A 20,703-nucleotide genomic window follows, 5' to 3' on the forward strand; every position below is an offset into this window, starting at 1 on the left:
AAAAAAGACCTTCAATTGAAGGTCTTTTTTTTTATGCAGTTAACTTGATTTAATCTTGCTTTTGTGATTCTATATTTACTTCTCCGCCAGCATCTATGGTTATATTTATAGCAGGGATTCCTTTGTTGGATTGGTATAATACTTTTGAGTTTGCACCTTTATTATTTGTGATAGACATTTTAAGTTTTGTTATTTCTTTTTTGCTATTTCTTCTTAGTGTTAAATATTCTAATTTTTTACCTAAAGATTCTAATTGCTTTTTATGTTGTTCTAAAACTAAGTCAGGTGTGTTTTTGGTTATATGTAATACCATGTTGTTTTTAGCAGGGGTTTCATCGTCAGTATAAGTAGTGCTTGAAATACCATAGTTTACATCCCAAGAGTTGTTTTCTGTATTTGTGGATGTTTTCAAAATGATGACTCCATTTTTCCCTTCTTCACCATAAGCTTCAATCGCATCTTCGTCTTTCAATACACTTATATTATCTATAATAGATGGGTCTATTGATCTTAAATCTTTCGCATTTGTCTTTTTTCCATTAACAATTAATAGTGCTTTTTCAGAAATTGTTTTATTTGAATAAATAGTGTTTAATTGATTGCTTATAAAAGCATCATCTTCCTTTGAGTTGCCCTTAATTGTTTTAATTTTAGTTACTTCATAGTTAATAGACCATGGGTTGTTTTTTTTATTTGAAGATGGATTTACCATGTTGTTTTTAGCAGGGGTTTCATCGTCAGTATAAGTAGTGCTTGAAATACCATAGTTTACATCCCAAGAGTTGTTTTCTGTATTTGTGGATGTTTTCAAAATGATGACTCCATTTTTCCCTTCTTCACCATAAGCTTCAATCGCATCTTCGTCTTTCAATACACTTATATTATCTATAATAGATGGGTCTATTGATCTTAAATCTTTCGCATTTGTCTTTTTTCCATTAACAATTAATAGTGCTTTTTCAGAAATTGTTTTATTTGAATAAATAGTGTTTAATTGATTGCTTATAAAAGCATCATCTTCCTTTGAGTTGCCCTTAATTGTTTTAATTTTAGTTACTTCATAGTTAATAGACCATGGGTTGTTTTTTTTATTTGAAGATGGATTTTGACCTGTATTCAGGTTGCTATCTTTTGTTGTAAGTATAATGACATGATCTATTTTTTCTGACCCGTATTTTTTTATTTGCTCTTTGTCAGTTATCACAGTCATTGATTTTATAGTATTTGGGTCTAAACTTGATAATTGTGATAGACTTGTTTTTTTACCATCAATTAAAACTAACGTAGAATCGTTTTTAATTTTAGGTTTTGAGTATTCGTTTAAGCTAGCATCAATGTCTTTGTTATTTTGTTTGTAGCTTAGGCTATTAAGTTTAAACGTGCTGTTTGTTGCGTGTGTTGTATCTTGAGATATGTTATTAGGCAGCAATGTTACTGTCTTATGTGGTAATTGGTCCTCTTCTTTAATGTTATTGATTACTTCTTCGTTATTTCCTATTTTAATAGTCCAATCTTTACTGATTGATGTCATTGTGTTGTTTTGATTGGTAATAATATGGATCTGATTTTTATCAACTTTTATAAGGGTGTTGCTAATAGGTTGGTCGTCTTTGTTTTGCGAAATATAGCGTTCTTCAAATTCATACTGACCTATGTTTTTAGAGGCTATTGCTAAATAAATGATTTGACCAAAATTATTTCTTTTTAAATTAGAAAACTTAATTTTTAAACCATCTGTTTGTGCTTCTAATTGGTCTTTAATAGTTTTAATCTCTTGATCGGTAGTATTTGAAGTTATTGTAAAAATATTAGACGCTGTGGTATCTTGCATAGTTTCCGCTTTAGCGATATAAACTTCTTTTATATTAAAGCTCATTAAAAACAAGGCTAAAAAAGGAAGTACAATTGTAAACTTAAGCTGATTGCTTTTTTTGGATTGTGATTTTTGTAACATAACGATTCGTTTTTTGATTAATGATTGATAAAAATTATTGGTAACAGCCAATTGATTGGTAGTTAAACTAGCTTTTAATAATACGGTTTGATAACTTTTGGAGCATGCTATAGTGTTCTGAGCTTCTTGGTCCGCAATAAACTCAAGGTTTTGTTGCATAGCTTTTTTGTAAAGCCAAATACACGGGTTAAACCAAAATAAGATGGTTGCGATTTGGGTTAATAAAATGTCTAAAGAGTGTAGTTGCTTGGCGTGTACTTTTTCGTGTGTTATAATATGTTCTAGTTCGTTTTTAGTGAATTGGTTGCTGTTAAATACGATGCGATTAAAAAAGGAAAAAGGTGCGATATTAGCTTCAGTTTCAATAAATGTAAACTGTTCAGTTTTTGTTTTCTTTTGATTTTTTAATAACCTGTTTAATGATATATATTGAAGTGTCACTTTTGTTGTTACAAATAGTACGCCTGCTAAATATATAAAAGGTAATAGCTGCCAATAATCAAATGGAGGAGCTTGGGTTGTTTGTTGTGTCGGGAACGTGGTTGCTGAGGTTTCAAAAAATTGTATTGGTCTTGGAGTGTATTCTATATAAATAGGAATAATTACAAGTGGTAATACTATTGCAATAAATAATCCTATTAACAGAAACCAACGGTTGGCCTGAAAGAAGGTATCGCGTTGTAAAAATAATTTGTAGCACGCGTAAAATAGTATGATAATTGCCGAAGCTTTTAAAAAGTAGTCCATGTTTAGTCTTGGTTTTCTATTAAACGAATAATCTCTTTTAGCTCGTCAACGCTTATTTTTTCTTCTTTAGCAAAAAAAGAAACTACATTTTTATAAGAACTATTAAAGTAGTTGTCTATAGCGGTGTTCATAAACTTATTACGATAGTCCTCTTTGGCAACGATAGGGAAGTAGCGATGTGTTTTACCAAAAGCTTCATAACTAACATAGCCTTTTTCTTCAAGATTTCTAATCATTGTTGATAGTGTGTTATAATGCGGCTTGTCTGTTATGATGGCTGCCATGACATCTTTTACAAAAGCATGTTCTAGCTTCCATAGGATGTGCATAATTTCTTCTTCTTTATTTGTTAGTTTTTGCATGAGTATCATTTTTGTACAAAACAAACATAACTAAAAAAATAGTTATACAACTATAACTCTAGTTTTTTAACTATTTTTTTAGTTTTCAACGAAAGACTTTCCGCTTTAGCGAAAAAATAGAAATCCAAATTCTTAATTAAGATTTCAAAATGTATCTTCGCAAAAATTATATTTTTTATGAGTGTAGCATATCTTATTTTAGGTTTTGTATTATTAGTGGTAGGAGGAGAGTTTTTGGTACGATCGTCTGTAGCGCTTTCGTTTAAACTTAGTATTTCTAAAATTGTAATTGGTATGACGGTTGTGTCTTTTGCAACGTCTGCACCAGAATTACTGGTTAGTTTACAAGCGGCTTTAAAAGGGTCGCCTGCAATTGCTATAAATAATGTCGTAGGGTCTAATATTGCTAATATTGGCTTGGTATTAGGAATTACTGCTATAGTTGGCGCTATTGCTATAGATAAATCTTTTTATAGGTTAACATGGCCGGTTATGATGTTGTTTTCTATAGCGTTATATTACTTTTTATGGAACGATAACCAGTTGGTTGCACTTGAAGGATTGATCTTGTTTTTAGGTTTAATTGTATTTATAGTATACTTAATAAGAACTCAGAAATCTACTGACGATTTAGAAGAGGTAGATGATGCTTTAGCGGTTGTCTCTAATTTTAAAATCGGAATTTGGTTGCTAATTGGTGCAGCAGCATTATACTTTGGTAGTGAGTGGTTAGTAAAAGGAGCAACGCAAATTGCAACCAGTTTAGGTGTTAGTGAAGCTGTTATTGGGGTGACTATGATTGCTATTGGTACTAGTGTCCCAGAATTAGCTGCATCTGTTATTGCTGCTGCTAAAAAGGAAAAAGCGATCTCTTTAGGGAATTTAATTGGGTCTAATATTTTTAATATTGGATCTGTTTTAGGATTGACATCTATGATTAAAACAATACCTGTAACAGAGCCACTTATTTTGTCTAGAGATATTTTCTGGATGCTGATTTTTGCATCTCTAGTATTAATATTAGGATTATTACCAAAACGACATGAAATAGGAAAGATTAAAGGTTTTGGATTGGTATTACTATATGGTATTTTTATTCTACTTGTATTTAGAGGTTAAAAATAACACCTTATAAATGTCAATTAGTATTACGTTGACCGTTGGTTTTATGATATAAAAAAATGCTTTCTATAATTTATAGAAAGCATTTTTTTGGATTTAACTATGTAATCAATAGCTGTTATTAGCTAATATTAGCAGATTTTACTGTCTTAATAATACGACCTGCTATTTTGTATGGATCACCGTTTGAAGCTGGACGACGGTCTTCTAACCATCCTTTCCATCCTTTCTCTACTGTGATAATTGGAATACGTATTGATGCTCCTCTATCAGAAATACCATAGCTAAAGTCATGGATAGATGCTGTTTCATGATCACCAGTTAAACGTTGGTCGTTAAACTCTCCGTAAACCGCAATGTGTTCTTTTACTACTGGTCTAAATGCTTCGCAAATTTTCTCGTATGTTTCTTGAGAACCACATGTTCTTAAAACAGTGTTAGAGAAGTTAGCGTGCATTCCAGAACCATTCCAATCCATATCTTTACCTAATGGTTTTGGGTGGTACTCTATATAGTAACCATATTGTTCTGTTAATCTATCTAAAAGGTATCTTGATACCCAAATTTCGTCTCCTGCTTTTTTAGCACCTTGAGCAAATAATTGGTATTCCCATTGTCCAGAAGCAACCTCTTGGTTAATTCCTTCAAAGTTTAAACCTGCATCGATACATAAATCGGCATGCTCTTCTACTAAACTTCTACCATGAGTATGTAATCCACCAACAGAGCAGTAGTACATACCTTGTGGTGCAGGATATCCGCCAATTGGGAATCCTAAAGGCTTTTGTGTTTTTGTATCCATGATAAAATATTCTTGCTCAAAACCAAACCAGAAATCGTTATCCTCATCTTCAATAGTAGCTCTACCATTTGATACGTGTGGTGTACCATCTGCATTTAAAACTTCTGTCATTACTAAGAAACCGTTTCTTCTTGCAGGATCTGGATAAATTGCAACTGGCTTTAATAAACAGTCAGATGCTCCACCTGAAGCTTGTTTTGTAGAAGATCCATCAAAAGACCATACTGGGCAGTCTTCTAATTTTCCGCTAAAATCGTTTTCAACTTTAGTCTTACTTCTCATGTTTTGCGTTGGGTGATACCCATCTAGCCAGATATATTCTAATTTAGATTTAGTCATGGTAAAAATACTTTTTAGTTATATGTTACGACAAATATAAAATAAAAATGAATTTACCCATTAAAAAACAAGGGTATAAATCTTAAATTTATTAAAAAGATGTTAATAACCCTGTTTTTTTTAGGGTATGATATTTTGAGTGTGGTAAATTTTGTAATTTCGTAAAATAATTAAATAAACAAGTATATATGTCAACATTAAGATTTCATGCTATAAAAGAGTCATTAAAGCGTAAACCGATTGTTATTGAAGAAAAACAACGTCGTTCTGAAATTTTTGGAAGTAATGTTTTTAATGAGTCGACAATGCGTCAATATTTGACTAAAGAAGCTTTTGAAAGCGTTAGAGATGCTATACAATTAGGAAAAAAAATAGATAGAGTAGTTGCTGATCATATTTCTACAGGAATGAAGGAATGGGCAATCTCTAAAGGAGCAACGCATTATACGCATTGGTTTCAGCCTTTAACAGGTGCAACTGCAGAAAAGCATGATGCTTTTTTTGAAACTATTGGAGGAGGTTTAGCTATAGAAAAATTTGGAGGCGGACAATTAGTACAGCAAGAACCTGATGCGTCTAGTTTCCCTAATGGGGGAATTAGAAATACTTTTGAGGCGCGTGGTTATACGGCTTGGGACCCAACATCTCCGGCATTTATTTATGGTACAACATTATGTATTCCTACTGTTTTTGTGTCTTACACAGGAGAAGCTTTAGATTATAAAACTCCGTTGTTAAGAGCATTGCAAGCTGTGGATAGTGCAGCTGTTGCAGTATGTAAGTATTTTGATAAAAACGTTAGAAAAGTAAATGCGTCTTTAGGATGGGAGCAAGAGTATTTTTTAATAGATCGTGATTTAGCGATGTCAAGACCAGATATTGTGCAGACTGGTCGCACGCTTTTAGGGCATTCTCCGGCTAAAGGGCAGCAGTTGGATGATCACTATTTTGGAACTATACCAAATCGAGCGATGGCATTTATGCGTGATTTAGAAACCGAATGCATGCTATTGGGTATACCTGTAAAAACTAGGCATAACGAGGTAGCGCCAAACCAGTTTGAATTAGCTCCAATTTATGACGAAGCTAATTTAGCGGTTGATCATAATTCATTATTGATGGATGTCATGGATAAGATTTCAGACAGACATAATTTTAAAGTGTTATTTCACGAAAAACCTTTTGCTGGAGTCAATGGTTCTGGGAAACATAATAATTGGAGTTTAAGCACGGATACTGGTGTTAATTTATTAGGTCCAGGAAAAACACCAATGAGTAATCTTCAGTTTTTAACCTTTTTTATTAATACAATTAAGGCGGTTAATGATAACGAAGAATTGCTTCGTGCTGCAATAGCATCTGCGAGTAATGATCATCGTTTAGGAGCAAATGAGGCGCCTCCAGCAATTATTTCGGTATTTATTGGAGAGCAACTAACTAAGACCTTAAACGAATTAGAAAATGTTACTGATGGTAAATTATCTCCAGAAGAAAAAACAGATTTAAAGCTAAATGTAGTTGGTAAGATACCAGACGTTTTATTGGATAATACAGACCGTAATAGGACTTCTCCTTTTGCTTTTACAGGAAATAAGTTTGAGTTTAGAGCAGTAGGCTCAACTGCTAATTGTGCTAACCCAATGACTGTTTTAAATAGTATTGTGGCAAAACAATTGATAGATTTTAAGTCAGAAGTAGATGCTTTAATTGATAAAAAGGATATGAAAAAAGATGACGCCATCTTTAATATTCTTAGAGAGTATATTAAAAAGTCTAAAAACATATTATTTGAAGGAAATGGTTATGGTGAAGCTTGGGAAAAAGAAGCTAAGAAAAGAGGGTTAAGTAATAATAAAACCACGCCAATTGCTTTAAAAGCAAAAGTGTCTAAAAAAACGCTAGATCTTTTTGAAGGACTAGGTGTTATGAATAAGGTAGAGTCCGAAGCTAGATATGAAATTGAAATGGAGGATTATGTTTTACGTATCCAAATTGAAAGTCGTGTTTTAGGAGATATTGCACGTAACCATATTGTTCCTACTGCTGTTAGGTATCAAAATGTATTAATTAAAAACGTGAAGGGATTAAAATCTATTTATGGTGAAGGGTTTAAAGCGTTTGCTAAAGAGCAGTTAAACTTAATTGAACAGATATCAGGGCATATAGAATCTATTAATGCTAATGTTACTAAAATGACAGAAGTCCGTAAGAAATCTAATAAAAATGAAAATTTAGAGAAAAAGGCTTTAGCATATTGTAATAATGTTAAACCTTTATTTGATGCCATAAGGTATAATTGTGATAAATTGGAATTGTTGGTTGATGACGAGTTGTGGCCTCTAACAAAATACAGAGAATTATTGTTTACTAAATAGTAAGATTGATAACCAGTAACAAAAATCCACATATTAATGTGGATTTTTTTTATTCTATAAGTAATGAATAAAACTTTAGTTTAACCGCTTTAGTTTTGTTTTTAGCTTTTTTGTTCAAATTTGTACGTAGAACTACGTATTTAAAATACTGAAAATCAATGCGTTAAATATTTATTATTGAATATATTTTCCTACAAATAGTTTCGTTTCGTCGTTGATAAACTTCTTTTTATCGAATAAGTGTTTGATTTTCAAAGTTTTAAGTGGTAATTTAAATTTGATGTTATAAAACTCACTAATTTTATCATGCTATTAATCTAAAATATATTTAACATGAAAAAATTATTTTTCAGCGCAGCAGCGCTAATGTGTGGGACGGTAATGTTTGCACAATCGAACAACAGTTCAGTATTATCTCAAGGTAACAACAACATTTCGGCAGTTACTCAATCAGGTTTAACAAATGATTCAGATGTAGATCAAGTTGGAGACGACAATGATTCTGCTGTAGATCAAAATGGAACTTCAAATGCTTCTGAGGTAAGACAAGCTAGTGGGTATGGACCTTTAAGAAATCGTAATACAAGTACAGTAGATCAAGATGGTACTAGTAATGATTCTTTTGTATGGCAAGATGGAGATGATAACACGTCTTCAATTGATCAAGATGGAACTAGTAATGATTCTTACGTAGACCAATGGGGTGACTTTAATGATAATGATGTGTCTCAAGATGGAGTTAATAATGACTCTGATGTTTTACAAGGGTATAATGGAAACAATCACGTTAGTTCTGTAGACCAAGTTGGTGATGATAATGTATCTTATGTTTGGCAGGATGGAGATTCTAATACTTCGGAAGTTGATCAAGGTGGAGATAGAAATGACTCAAGTGTTAATCAAGACGGGGATAATAATATTTCTGATGTATTACAAGGTTTTGCTGGTGATGACAACACAAGTATCGTAGATCAAGATGGGGATGATAACAACTCTAATGTAGATCAATGGGGAGATTTTAATGATAGTAGTGTTACTCAAGATGGTGACAATAACGACTCTGACGTTTTTCAAGGATACCCTGGAGACTACAATACCAGTGATGTAGATCAGATTGGTGACGATAATACATCTTATGTTTCGCAAGATGGTGGAAATAATACTTCTGACGTAGATCAAGATGGTAACTTGAACGATTCTAATGTTAATCAAGATGGTTTCTTTAACAGTAGTGCTGTTTTTCAAACAGGAAACTCTAATCTATCGACTACTGATCAAATAGGGAATGCAAATGGTTCTTCTCAAATTCAAACAGGAAGTGATAATGAGTCTTATGTCTCTCAAATAGGTAATAATAACGGGTCTTTTGTCGCTCAGGTTGGAGATTTAAATGATTCTGATGTGGAACAATTAGGAAATTTGAATAACAGTTCGGTAGCTCAAAATGGAAATGATAACTCGTCTGATGTAGATCAAATTGGGAACTCTAATGGTTCTTCTGTAGCACAAGCAGGTAATGATAATACGTCAATTGTTGCTCAAACAGGAAATGCTAATACAAGTACAGTTGCGCAATCAGGAGATTTACATTTATCAACAGTTGCACAAAATGGAATGGGTAATATTAGTAATGTAACTCAAGTTGGATTATCGCATACTAGTGATGTTTTTCAAAATGGTAATGCTAATAATAGTATTGTTACACAGACAGGTAATACTCATGTAAGTGATGTAGATCAGATTGGAAATGGTAACACTTCAACAGTAACACAAAGTAATTAAGTAGTAATTATGTATTGATAGGCAAAAAGGGTTTGACATTTTGTTAAGCCCTTTTTTTTTTTTTTTTTTTGTAAGTGATTTCACTACGTAGTTCTACGTAGGTGGGAGCTTATTTGGGATTTAGTAGTGTTTTTTGAATAAAAATAAAGCAGGAAAAATCTTAATTAATTTGTTTTTCAACACTTAAAAAGTGTGTCTTAACGAATATACTATGTAAAGCACCATTTGTTTTGGTTGTTAAAAATTATGAATCAATTAAACCTATATCTTTACAGCGCTATTAATTAATATATATTCAAAATGAAAAAGGTAATCTTCAGCGCAGCAGCGCTAATTTGTGGGGCAGTAATGTTTGCACAATCAAACAACAGTAAAGTTGATCAAGTAGGAAGCGGAAATGATTCTGAGGTTTCGCAAACGGGAATGACTAATATCTCGGATGTGGATCAGTGGGGTGATTCTAATGTGTCTGATGTAATGCAAGACGGTGTTGCAAATAATTCAGATGTAGATTCTTTAGGAGATGAAAACGAGACTTTTATATCTCAAATAGGAAGTAGCAATTATGCGGAAGTTCATCAAGGTTACGGTACTGGAGCGGGTGAAAATGATGGTAACGAAGCGACTGTAGCTCAAGATGGCGTTTCTAATTGGGGTTATATAGATCAATATGGTGATTCAGAAGGTTCTGATGACAATGCTTCGACTATGCGTCAAGAGGGTAATAGTAATTACGCTTACAATGCTCAAGTAGGTGATAATAATATATCAGGAGTATATCAAAATGGTTTTTATAATGATGCTTATGTTTCTCAAGTTGGGGATACAAACGTGTCTAATGTTTGGCAAACTATTGGGGATAACTCTAGTGTTGTGCGTCAAGATGGAGATAATAACCAGGTTTTAAATGATCAGATGGGATTTTTTAATGAATCTGATATTGATCAATATGGTAATCGAAATGCAGCTGAGGTAATACAGTATTCAGATAATAGTGAGAGTAATGTAGATCAAGATGGTGATGATAATGATGCGTATACGTTTCAATTTGGTTCTTTGCATTTGTCTAATGTTACACAAGAAGGAGATTTAAACGATAGTGATGTGTTTCAGGACGGTGTTGATCACTTGTCAAATGTGATGCAAGTTGGAGATGAGAACGAAAGTTATGTTGGTCAATATGGTAATACTCATATTAGTAATGTAGCTCAAACAGGGAATAGCAATGTGTCTTCTGTAATGCAGAATGACTAAATAATAAGTAATTAATGTTGTGCTTTTAGTATATCTAAAAAGGGTTCAGTTTACTGAATCCTTTTTTTTTATGTTCAAATTATTAGGTGCTAGTTTTATGTTTGTATTCTCATGTTCTTTGTTTTGTTTTTTATATACGTAGTTCTACGTAGATTCAAGCATATTAGGGTTTTAGCTTGGTTTTCGGGAGTAAAATAAAGTAGGAAAAATCGTAATTTATTTGTATTTCAACGTGTAAAAACAGAGTCTTAACGAATATACTGTTAATTGCCTCGTTTTTTTTTGTTATCGAAATTTACCAATCAAATATTTCTATATCTTTACAGAGCTATTAATCAATATATATTCAAGATGAAAAAATTATTTTTCAGCGCAGCTGCGCTTATGTGTGGAACTATGATGTTTGCACAATCAAACAACAGTGATGTTGCTCAAACAGGAAACGGAAACGCTTCTGCTGTTTCTCAAACAGGAATGACAAATGACTCTGATGTAGAATCTTTAGGAGATTCAAACGGATCAATTGTAAATCAAAACGGTACTATTAACAGATCTACAGTAGTACAACATGGAGACGATAACGCTTCAGACGTAAATTCAATCGGACGTTTAAACAGTTCTCAAGTTAATCAAGCAGGAGATGATAACGCTGCAGATGTTGATCAAGATGGAAGACAAAATGCTTCTGTTGTAAGACAAGGTTTTGTAAACAGTACAGGTGCAATTTCTCGTGTAGGTAACGGAAACGAAGCTAGAGTAAATCAACTTGGAGATTTCAACGCTTCTACAGTAAGTCAATTAAGTGCTACGCCAGGTAATGAAAGTAACGATAACGAGGCTGTTGTAAGTCAAGTTGGAGATTCTAACATTAGTGCAATTAGCCAAGACGGAGATTCTAACTTTGCTGATACAGCACAACAAGGAGATGGTAATGATTCTGATGTTAATCAAATGGGAGATGCTAACTTTTCTGAAGTAGATCACCAAGGAAATGCTAACATTGCACGTACATACCAAGGTGGTAATGACAATAGAAGTACTATTTTCTCTGTAGGAGATTCTAACTTTGCAGATACTGCACAACAAGGTACTTTTAATGATTCAGAGGTTAATCAAGTAGGAAACGATAACTTCTCTGAAGTTGATCACCAAGGAAATTTAAATACGGCACGTACGTATCAAGGTGGTAACAATAATATTAGTACAATATTATCTGTAGGAGATTCTAATTTTGCAGATACTGCACAGCAAGGGACTTTTAACGACTCTAGTGTTAATCAATATGGTAACAACCATGACTCTGAAGTTGATCACCAAGGAAATGCTAACATTGCACGTACTTACCAAGGAGGTAGTGACAATACAAGTACTATTTTCTCTGTAGGAGATTCTAACTTCGCAGATACTGCACAACAAGGAACGTTTAATGATTCTGAAGTTGTTCAAACAGGAAACGGTAACGATTCAGAAGTAGATCAACAAGGTAATGATAACGGTTCTTTAGTTACTCAATTGGGTGATGATAATGATTCAGAAGTAGATCAAACAGGAAATGATAATGGATCAATGCTTTCTCAGTGGGGTGATGATAACATGTCTACTATTGCTCAAACAGGAAATGATAATGGTGCAACAGTGTACCAGTGGGGTGATGCTAACACATCTTCAGTAGATCAGTTTGGAAATTCTAATTATGCTTATACTGCGCAAGTAGGTGATAGTAATAATTCTGAAACAAATCAAGCAGGTATTAGTAACTATGCGACTGCTAGTCAATATGGAGATTCAAATGGACAAATTACAGGTCAGTTTGGAAATTCAAATATAGCTACAACTGGTCAAACAGGTGATGCTAACGGATCTGTAACAGGTCAATTAGGAAACTCTAACGAGTCTTATGTACTTCAGGTTGGAAACACTAACGGTTCTTTTGTTGTTCAAGTTGGAGATTTAAATGACAGTGATGTTGAACAAAACGGAACTTTAAATGGTCAGACAACTATGCAAGTAGGAAACTCTAACGATAGTACAGTGCTTCAAGATGGTACAGGTAACGGTTCTAGTACTACTCAAACAGGAAATAGTAATATTTCTGGAGTGTTACAATTAGGTTCTCTTAATGGTTCTGCTGTAACTCAAACAGGAATGGGTAACAACTCTCAAGTAGTGCAAGATGGTTTCTTTAACTCTAGTACAGTAGATCAAGATGGTATGGGACATACAAGTTCAGTAAATCAAGATGGTAACTTTAACCAAAGTACAGTAGACCAAAATGGTAATACGCATGTTAGTACTGTAAACCAAATTGGTAACGGTAATGGGTCTACAGTTTCACAGAATAACTAAGCATAAGCTTTTATAAAGTAAATTGTTTTATTAAAATAATTATAAGGTATAAGAGCATTAATTTGCTCTTATACTTTTTATAACAGATATATTTTATACCTTACAGGTAGGTTGTATCTAAAAAAAACATAAGACTATGAAAACTATCTTTAAATTTATAATAGCTGTTTCTATATTAACCTCAAGTAGTTTAATTACAGCTCAAACTTTTGAAGCAACAGATAATACTGATGCAATCTCTAGTTTTGATACACAGTCTTCCCAAGAAAATTTTTTATTAAACCAAACTGATACGGCAACTAGTTTTGCGTCTACAGAAAATTCTGTTTTTATTGCGCAAATAGGTGATAATAATGATTTAGTAAGTATTACAGAATCATTTGAAAGTGATATTACTATTATACAAAATGGTAATCAAAATGTTACAGTCTTGGATTTAAATAGTACAAAACTAACAGAAACGGTTATTCAAAAAGGAGATAATAATACCTTTTTAGATTACAGTCCTTTTAAATCGGATGTTAGAAATGCAACAATAAATCAAACCGGTAATAATCAAAATTTAACCATGTTTGGATCAAACTCTTTGTCAGAAAAAATTAAAATATCCATGCAAGGACAAGATCAATCTATAATTATTAGAAATTTTTAACAACAATAATGTTATGTTTTTATGTACTAGCAAAAAAACAATAACATGTCTTATTGTCTTTCTCTTTACGGCAGTAGGTTATTCGCAATTGTACAATACAGAAGTGGAGGCAAAGCTTGATGTCAATCAAGATAATAATTACCTTAATATTAAAGGGGTTGCAATAAATAAGTCTGGAAGTCAAAAAAGCTTAAGTTATAAGTTATCTGTTTTTAAAACAGATCAAAATAATAACAAATCTAAAAACCAGCAAAGCGGTGAGTTTGTTATTGATGTAAACCAGCAAAAAGATTTGTCTACAACATCAATTAATTTTGATAAAAACACAAAGCTTATAATTCTACTTTTAATTTACGACGCTAATAATGCCATTATAGGTAAAGATAGGGTTGTATTAAATGATGATGGACAAAATAGTCTTGACATCAAAAAAGATATTGCTAATAAAGTTAACGATACTTCCATAAAAGTTTCTGCACAATTAATAAACAATGACGTAGAAGCTAAAATACAAACTAATCAGCAAAACGATTTTACGGTTATTAAGGGTACAGCCTTTAATAAAACAGAAATAACTAAAAGTTTAATTTATAAATTTATTGTTTTTAGTAAAGTAGAAAGTGTAAATAATATAATCGAAGAAAGTAGTGAGCGATTTATTTTGTCAGCAAATACAAAAGTAGATTTATCTTCTATTACACTCAATTTAGATGATAAATTAAAAACTATAGCAGTACTTTTAATTTACGATTTAGATAATAAAATTATTGGTCAAGATAGAATTGTTTTTAATGACGATTCTGAAGACGAAGCTCAAAAAAAGAAACTGCTTTTAGAAAAATTAAAACAAGAACAAGAAAAATCTCAGGACATTAGTGTTGAGAAAAAAGATGGCCTTGAGTTAAATGGGATTGTAGTAGAAGATACTAAAACAAAACCAGGACGCGATTTTTATAAACTGTTTTATTCCTTGTACTCTCAAAACAATATAAACGGAAATAAAGTGGTTACAATAAAAGAGATTTTAGCCTTAGGGCGAAACACGAAAATAGAGGTTATAGTTGGTGATGATAAGATTTTTTCGTTTTTTGTAAGACCAAGTACTGAGTATTTAAAGCAAATGAACGATTACGCTATAATAAGTGTATATAAACATTTCAAAAAACTCGAAAAAGAATCAAAAACAATTAAACGCTATTAATTATTTTTATCATGAAAAAACTACTTATACTATCGTTATTTTTTACAAGTTATTTTTGTGTCGGACAACAATTATCTTATAAGCCAATTAATCCTGCATTTGGAGGCGAGACTTTTAATTACCAATGGTTATTAAGTTCTGCCAACGCGCAAAACTCTTTTACAGATCCCGATGCTAATCAAGGTGATGATGAAAGCTCTTTAGAGGCTTTCGCCGAAAATTTAAACAGACAAATCTTAAGTCAATTATCAAGATCACTCTTTCAAACTCAACTTGGAGACGAGTTACAGGAAGGTAATTTTAGCTTTGGTAGTTTAGCCTTAGAAATATATGATTCTGCTGAAGGATTAGTGGTCAATATCCTAGATACAGACACAGGAGAGCAAACACAAATTATAGTCCCTAACTAATTCTTATCGATACATTATGTTAAATTATAGACCTGCGTTTGCAGTCATACTTTTTTTATTACTAACTAGCTGTGGTGCCTTTTTTAATCAGCCTTACGAGCAAGAACGTGCGAGAATTGGAGAAACAAGTCCTGTTACTAGTAAGTTGGAAGCTTTTCCATTACCTCAAAATCCAGTAGTTGCTGGTGTATATAATTTTAAAGATCAAACAGGGCAATATAAAGCTGTAGAAAATGGAAGTACGTTTAGTACAGCAGTATCTCAAGGAGGTACAACTATGTTGATTAAAGCATTGGAAGATTCTAAATGGTTTACTGTTATTGAAAGAGAAAACTTAGGTAATCTACTTAACGAAAGAAACATAATAAGATCTACAAGAGACGAGTATAGAAAAAATAAAAATCCTAACGAACCCGTTTTACCAGCATTATTATATGCAGGTGTTTTACTAGAAGGTGGTGTTATATCTTATGACACTAATATCATTACCGGTGGTGCAGGAGCACGTTATTTAGGTATCGGAAGCTCTACACAATACAGACAAGACAGAATAACGGTTTACCTTAGAGCAGTATCAACATCTACGGGTAAAATTTTGAAAACAGTTTATATTTCAAAAACTATTTTATCTCAAGCAGTATCAGCTAACTTATTTAAATACGTTAAGTATCAAAGGTTACTTGAAACAGAAATCGGGTTTACAAAAAATGAACCAGTTCAATTAGCAATGAAAGAAGCTATTGAAAAGGCAGTAGAAGCTTTGATTATTGAAGGTATAAAAGATGAGGTTTGGCTACCACGATTAAGCGAGGAGTCTACAGCTAAATTAATTGCAGATTATGATGCAGAAAAGGATGAAGCAATTTCTACGGAGCTGTATGAGCGTTTTCTAACAGAAAGACGCGGAAATTATGCGGTTACTGCAGCATTAGGAGGGACGTTAATAAATGGAGATTTACCTGATCCTCAGCCAGAATTTAATAGTAAAATTGGATTTAAAAAAACTTTAAACCCTTATTTAAACTTGGGGTTTACCTACAATAAATTTAATTTAGAAAACAAACAGGTTTTAAACGAAGGTTTTATGTCTTTTGATTTAAATTTAGAATATAGCGTGTTGCCATATGATAACTTAACACCATACTTATTTGCAGGAGTAGGGACTAACGCTTCTAATTATTTTGAAGCTATAGATCCTAAAGTGCAAGCCGGCTTTGGGTTAGAGTATTTGGTTAAAGATAATTTAGGAGTCTATATTTATGGAGAGCATAATCTTGTGTTTTCAGATAAGGTTGACGGTGTTGTTGCTGGAAAAGTTGACGATATGTTTTATCGTTTTGGAGTTGGTGTCAATTTTTACTTGTCTAAACCCAATACCAAATTTAATCAACGTAAAGAGGAGAAAAGATTGGAACGCGCTGAGTTGAAAGCGACAAAAAAAGCAAATCGTAGACAGATGCAAGAAAAAATAAAAGCAGCTCGTCAGGAAAATAAAAATAATTAAACAATCTGTTAAATTTTAATTTAACATTTAAATAATTGAAACAGATGAAAATAATTTCAAAGTATATAAGTTTAATCTTAGTTTTAATAGCTATGGTTAGCTGTAGTGAAGATAAAGTGTCACTTAGTGGTACGGGAGCAATTACTGGTAAAGTCGTGTCTAAAGGCGATAATATACCATTAGAAAACACAAAGATTTCTACAAACCCAGGAACAAGTATCGTTTTTACTGATGCTTCTGGTGAGTTTGTAATCAATAATGTAACTGTTGGTACCTATGCTATAGAGGCGCAAAAAGACGGGTATTTATCTAAATTTGAATCGTCTACTGTTACGGAGGATAATAGCGTAAATGTTATTTTCGAATTAGATGTGGAGACAGCAAATAATAATGCACCAAATGCACCTATACTTAGCGCTCCTGCTAATAATAGTACTGGTCAAAGTTTAACTTTAGATTTGGTTTGGACTGGTTCTGATCCTGAAGAAGATGATTTGGTATATGAAGTTCAGATTTTAAACGATCAGAATTCTGACGTATTAATGTATACGGATATAATAGACACGACATTAACAGTTTCGGGCTTAGACTATGGTACAAAATACTTTTGGCAAGTATCCGCTTCAGACAACATAAATGATGTTGTAATAAGCACTACTTTTAATTTTGAAACATTAGAGTTTCCGGATAATAGATTGTTTTTTACAAGAAAAATTAATGGAAACAATGTGATCTTTTCAGCAGATTCTGACGGTAATGAATATCAATTAACATCTTCAAGTAGTAATAGTTGGAGACCAAGAAAAGCTAGTAATGTAGACAAATTAGCCTTTTTAAGATCTAACGGAGGACAAACTCATATTTATACAATGGACCTAAATGGTGCTAATGTAACACAGGTAACTAATAGTATTCCTGTAAATGGATTTAATCTAGAGGAGTTGGATTTTGAATGGACCAACAGTAATACCAAATTTACTTATGCAAGTTTTGATAAATTATATAAAATTAATACTAACGGTTCTGGCGTTACTCAAATACACCAGACACTAAATGGTAATTTTATTACAGAAGTAGATTGGAACCAAAGTACGCAGCGTATGGCTGTAAAAACAAATAATACTGTAGGGTACAATGTAGAGATTTATACAATCAATAATTCAGGAGTTATTATTGATTATGTGTTGCAAGGTGTAGCTGGAGCAGCTGGTGGTTTAGATTATGCGTTTGATGGTTCTCAATTATTATACAGTTATGATATTTCTGGTAATCAAAACGCAGAATACAGGCAGTTAGATACGCATATGTTTATTTATAACATTGGTACTATGACAGCAACGGATATTTCGACTTCAAAAGCTGCAGGAACCAATGATTTAGACCCTAAGTTTTCTCCTAATGAAGCAGAGGTTATTTACGTAAATACATCTAATGATGGTGTATCACAACAAAATGTTACTAAATTAAGTTTGGCAACCTTGTCAGAGATTACAATATTAATAGAAAATGCAAAAATGCCTGACTGGAAGTAGTTAATAACCCGTTTGTAAATTTACTTATAAAAGCACACAAATATTTGTGTGCTTTTTATTTATAAATATCTTTGTTGCTTAACACAACACAATGAGTTCAGAAATTTCAAAACGTTACAGTCAAAGAGGTGTATCTGCATCAAAAGAAGATGTGCATAATGCGATTAAGAATATAGACAAAGGTTTGTTTCCTAAAGCATTTTGCAAAATTGTACCAGATTATTTAACTAACGATCAGGAGTATTGCTTGATTATGCATGCAGATGGCGCAGGGACAAAATCGTCTTTAGCGTATATGTATTGGAAAGAAACCGGTGATGTGTCTGTTTGGAAAGGTATTGCCCAAGATGCTTTAATAATGAATATTGACGATTTGTTATGTGTTGGAGCAACCGACAATATCATGTTATCCTCAACAATAGGACGTAACAAAAGTGTAATTCCTGGTGAAGTATTATCGGCTATAATTAATGGTACCGAAGAGTTGATTGAAGACTTAAAAGGTTTTGGAGTAACAATACATAGTACTGGAGGAGAAACAGCAGATGTTGGTGACTTGGTTAGAACAATAATTGTAGATTCTACTGTTACCGCTAGAATAAAACGTAGCGACGTTATTGACAATGCTAATATAAAAGCAGGAGATGTAATTGTTGGTTTAGAAAGTTTTGGTCAAGCAACTTACGAGAAAGGCTATAACGGAGGTATGGGAAGTAACGGATTGACTTCTGCAAGACATGATGTTTTTGATAATTATTTAGCTAAAAAATATCCAGAAAGTTTTGACGCTGCTGTACCAGAAGATTTGGTGTACTCTGGAAAAGTAAAATTAACAGATAAAGTAGAAGGCTCTCCATTAGATGCTGGACAATTAGTATTGTCTCCAACAAGAACGTATGCGCCAATTATTAAAGATATTTTATCTAAATATACAAGTGAAGATATCCACGGAATGGTACATTGTAGTGGAGGAGCACAAACTAAGATTTTACATTTTATAGATAACCTTCATATTGTTAAGGATAATTTATTTGCTGTACCTCCATTATTTAAGCTAATACAAGAACAATCTAAAACAGATTGGAAAGAGATGTATCAAGTATTTAATTGTGGGCATAGAATGGAAATTTATGTATCTCCAGAAAAAGCAGAAGAAATTATTGCAATTTCAAAATCTTATAATGTTAATGCACAGGTTGTTGGTCGTGTTGAAGCTTCAGATTCTAAAAAACTAACAATAGAAAGTCCTTACGGAACGTTTGAATATTAATTACTAATTAATTTTTAAAAAATATGAGATACATTTTTATAATGTGCTTCATGTTTTGCGTTACTAATTTGGTCGCGCAAACGGAACCTGAAGTAAAAGTTGTTGATACCATTAAATGGAAACAAAAAAACAAGATTGGCGTAGATATTAACGAAGTAACTTTTGTTAATTGGAATGCTGGTGGCGCTAATTCAATTTCGGCATTATTAGCAATTAAATCTAGTTTACGTTATAAAAAAAACAATCTAATATGGTTTAACGAGGTTAGAACACGCTATGGAGTAAATAAGCAAGAAAGTCAGAAGTTACGTAAAACTGAAGATGAGCTTGAGTTAATTTCTACCATTGGTTACAGAAAAGACACCATTACTAATTGGTATTATTCAGGGCGTTTTAATTTTAAAACACAATACACCAACGGATATAATTATCCAAATAGAGACAATTCTATTTCTAGTTTTATGGCTCCGGGATATTTATTTATCGGAGGTGGTGTGGAATATGGTAAGAATATCGAAAAATTATCCTTCTACATGTCCCCTTTAACGTTTAAAGCTACTTTTGTCTTAGATCAAGAGTTAGCTGATTCTGGCGCGTTTGGTGTCGAAAAAGCAGTATTTGATACTTTGGGTAATAAAATTAAAAACGGTGAAAATGTGAGGACGGAAATGGGTATTCTGCTCACTAATGCTTACGAAACAGAAGTATTAGAAAATGTATACCTAAAAAACCGAGTAAGTTTATATACCGATTATTTAAATAGTTTTGGAAATATAGATGTGGACTGGGAAGTTGTGTTTGATTTTAAGGTTAACGATTTTGTAAAAGCAACCTTAGGATCTCATATTAGATACGATAATGATGTTAAGATTATTGAAGAAACAAATGTGGAGGATGAGTTTGTGGAGCGTGGAGCAGCTTTACAGTGGAAACAACTATTAGGAATTGGTGTGATAGTAGATTTTTAATTGCTATATTTATAAAAAGCAATATTTGAAATCTAAATCCTTTTTTAACATAGTCACTCTTGTTGTTGTTATAATTAATATAA

At 32.5% G+C, this 20,703-nt stretch carries 15 protein-coding genes; 12 read left to right on the plus strand and 3 right to left on the minus strand.

Going from position 1 to position 20,703, the window contains the following annotated elements:
• Nucleotides 1–49 precede the first annotated feature (49 nt).
• Nucleotides 50–2,701 (minus strand): M56 family metallopeptidase, encoded by a 2,652-nt coding sequence (locus ACZ2G2_RS09950; protein WP_470391990.1) that lies wholly within the window; start codon nt 2,699–2,701, stop codon nt 50–52.
• A gap of 2 nt (nt 2,702–2,703) precedes the next feature.
• Nucleotides 2,704–3,063, minus strand: coding sequence for a BlaI/MecI/CopY family transcriptional regulator (locus ACZ2G2_RS09955; protein ID WP_101203289.1), 360 nt, complete (start codon nt 3,061–3,063; stop codon nt 2,704–2,706).
• A gap of 177 nt (nt 3,064–3,240) precedes the next feature.
• On the opposite strand from ACZ2G2_RS09955, the gene ACZ2G2_RS09960 reads away from it, so the two are divergent.
• Nucleotides 3,241–4,182: a calcium/sodium antiporter gene (locus ACZ2G2_RS09960; protein WP_090840057.1), complete on the plus strand. Its 942-nt coding sequence runs from the start codon at nt 3,241–3,243 to the stop codon at nt 4,180–4,182.
• 124 nt (nt 4,183–4,306) lie between these two features.
• On the opposite strand, the gene ACZ2G2_RS09965 is transcribed toward ACZ2G2_RS09960, so the two are convergent.
• Nucleotides 4,307–5,326 carry a glutamine synthetase beta-grasp domain-containing protein gene (locus ACZ2G2_RS09965; protein ID WP_101203288.1) on the minus strand — a complete coding sequence of 340 codons (1,020 nt, stop codon included), beginning with the start codon at nt 5,324–5,326 and terminating at the stop codon, nt 4,307–4,309.
• A gap of 188 nt (nt 5,327–5,514) precedes the next feature.
• Here ACZ2G2_RS09965 and ACZ2G2_RS09970 point away from each other — a divergent pair, with 188 nt between their 5' ends.
• From ACZ2G2_RS09970 to ACZ2G2_RS10020, 11 genes are all read left to right on the plus strand, one after another.
• Nucleotides 5,515–7,701, plus strand: a complete 2,187-nt coding sequence (locus tag ACZ2G2_RS09970) for a glutamine synthetase III family protein (protein WP_090840053.1) — start codon at nt 5,515–5,517, stop codon at nt 7,699–7,701.
• 333 nt (nt 7,702–8,034) lie between these two features.
• The gene (locus tag ACZ2G2_RS09975; protein ID WP_470391991.1) at nt 8,035–9,483 is read left to right on the plus strand and encodes a hypothetical protein; all 1,449 of its coding nucleotides are present in this window, start codon (nt 8,035–8,037) and stop codon (nt 9,481–9,483) included.
• A 300-nt stretch (nt 9,484–9,783) separates the two neighbouring features.
• Nucleotides 9,784–10,737 (plus strand): hypothetical protein, encoded by a 954-nt coding sequence (locus tag ACZ2G2_RS09980; RefSeq protein WP_470391992.1) that lies wholly within the window; start codon nt 9,784–9,786, stop codon nt 10,735–10,737.
• Between the two features lie 351 nt (nt 10,738–11,088).
• Complete coding sequence (locus ACZ2G2_RS09985) at nt 11,089–13,083, plus strand: beta strand repeat-containing protein (RefSeq protein WP_470391993.1); 1,995 nt, start codon at nt 11,089–11,091, stop codon at nt 13,081–13,083.
• A 136-nt stretch (nt 13,084–13,219) separates the two neighbouring features.
• On the plus strand, nt 13,220–13,735 hold the full coding sequence (locus tag ACZ2G2_RS09990) for a hypothetical protein (RefSeq protein WP_470391994.1): 516 nt from the start codon (nt 13,220–13,222) through the stop codon (nt 13,733–13,735).
• 88 nt (nt 13,736–13,823) lie between these two features.
• Nucleotides 13,824–14,936 (plus strand): CsgE family curli-type amyloid fiber assembly protein, encoded by a 1,113-nt coding sequence (locus ACZ2G2_RS09995; protein WP_470391995.1) that lies wholly within the window; start codon nt 13,824–13,826, stop codon nt 14,934–14,936.
• Between the two features lie 11 nt (nt 14,937–14,947).
• Entirely contained in the window at nt 14,948–15,346 is a 399-nt protein-coding gene (locus ACZ2G2_RS10000) for a curli production assembly/transport component CsgF (RefSeq protein ID WP_090840041.1), read from the plus strand.
• A gap of 16 nt (nt 15,347–15,362) precedes the next feature.
• Nucleotides 15,363–16,850, plus strand: a complete 1,488-nt coding sequence (locus tag ACZ2G2_RS10005) for a CsgG/HfaB family protein (RefSeq protein ID WP_090840039.1) — start codon at nt 15,363–15,365, stop codon at nt 16,848–16,850.
• A 44-nt stretch (nt 16,851–16,894) separates the two neighbouring features.
• Entirely contained in the window at nt 16,895–18,382 is a 1,488-nt protein-coding gene (locus ACZ2G2_RS10010; protein WP_470391996.1) for a carboxypeptidase regulatory-like domain-containing protein, read from the plus strand.
• A 91-nt stretch (nt 18,383–18,473) separates the two neighbouring features.
• Complete coding sequence (locus tag ACZ2G2_RS10015; protein ID WP_470391997.1) at nt 18,474–19,652, plus strand: AIR synthase related protein; 1,179 nt, start codon at nt 18,474–18,476, stop codon at nt 19,650–19,652.
• Between the two features lie 23 nt (nt 19,653–19,675).
• Nucleotides 19,676–20,620: a DUF3078 domain-containing protein gene (locus tag ACZ2G2_RS10020; protein WP_101203280.1), complete on the plus strand. Its 945-nt coding sequence runs from the start codon at nt 19,676–19,678 to the stop codon at nt 20,618–20,620.
• Nucleotides 20,621–20,703: the final 83 nt, after the last annotated feature.

The sequence above is a fragment of the Olleya sp. KKT75 genome, from assembly GCF_055635485.1.

Coding starts and splice junctions, on each gene's coding strand:
- ACZ2G2_RS09950 (WP_470391990.1), bottom strand. CDS start 2,701: ATGGACTACTTTTTAAAAGCTTCGGCAATTATCATACTATTTTACGCG.
- ACZ2G2_RS09955 (WP_101203289.1), bottom strand. CDS start 3,063: ATGCAAAAACTAACAAATAAAGAAGAAGAAATTATGCACATCCTATGG.
- ACZ2G2_RS09960 (WP_090840057.1), top strand. CDS start 3,241: ATGAGTGTAGCATATCTTATTTTAGGTTTTGTATTATTAGTGGTAGGA.
- ACZ2G2_RS09965 (WP_101203288.1), bottom strand. CDS start 5,326: ATGACTAAATCTAAATTAGAATATATCTGGCTAGATGGGTATCACCCA.
- ACZ2G2_RS09970 (WP_090840053.1), top strand. CDS start 5,515: ATGTCAACATTAAGATTTCATGCTATAAAAGAGTCATTAAAGCGTAAA.
- ACZ2G2_RS09975 (WP_470391991.1), top strand. CDS start 8,035: ATGAAAAAATTATTTTTCAGCGCAGCAGCGCTAATGTGTGGGACGGTA.
- ACZ2G2_RS09980 (WP_470391992.1), top strand. CDS start 9,784: ATGAAAAAGGTAATCTTCAGCGCAGCAGCGCTAATTTGTGGGGCAGTA.
- ACZ2G2_RS09985 (WP_470391993.1), top strand. CDS start 11,089: ATGAAAAAATTATTTTTCAGCGCAGCTGCGCTTATGTGTGGAACTATG.
- ACZ2G2_RS09990 (WP_470391994.1), top strand. CDS start 13,220: ATGAAAACTATCTTTAAATTTATAATAGCTGTTTCTATATTAACCTCA.
- ACZ2G2_RS10000 (WP_090840041.1), top strand. CDS start 14,948: ATGAAAAAACTACTTATACTATCGTTATTTTTTACAAGTTATTTTTGT.
- ACZ2G2_RS10005 (WP_090840039.1), top strand. CDS start 15,363: ATGTTAAATTATAGACCTGCGTTTGCAGTCATACTTTTTTTATTACTA.
- ACZ2G2_RS10010 (WP_470391996.1), top strand. CDS start 16,895: ATGAAAATAATTTCAAAGTATATAAGTTTAATCTTAGTTTTAATAGCT.
- ACZ2G2_RS10015 (WP_470391997.1), top strand. CDS start 18,474: ATGAGTTCAGAAATTTCAAAACGTTACAGTCAAAGAGGTGTATCTGCA.
- ACZ2G2_RS10020 (WP_101203280.1), top strand. CDS start 19,676: ATGAGATACATTTTTATAATGTGCTTCATGTTTTGCGTTACTAATTTG.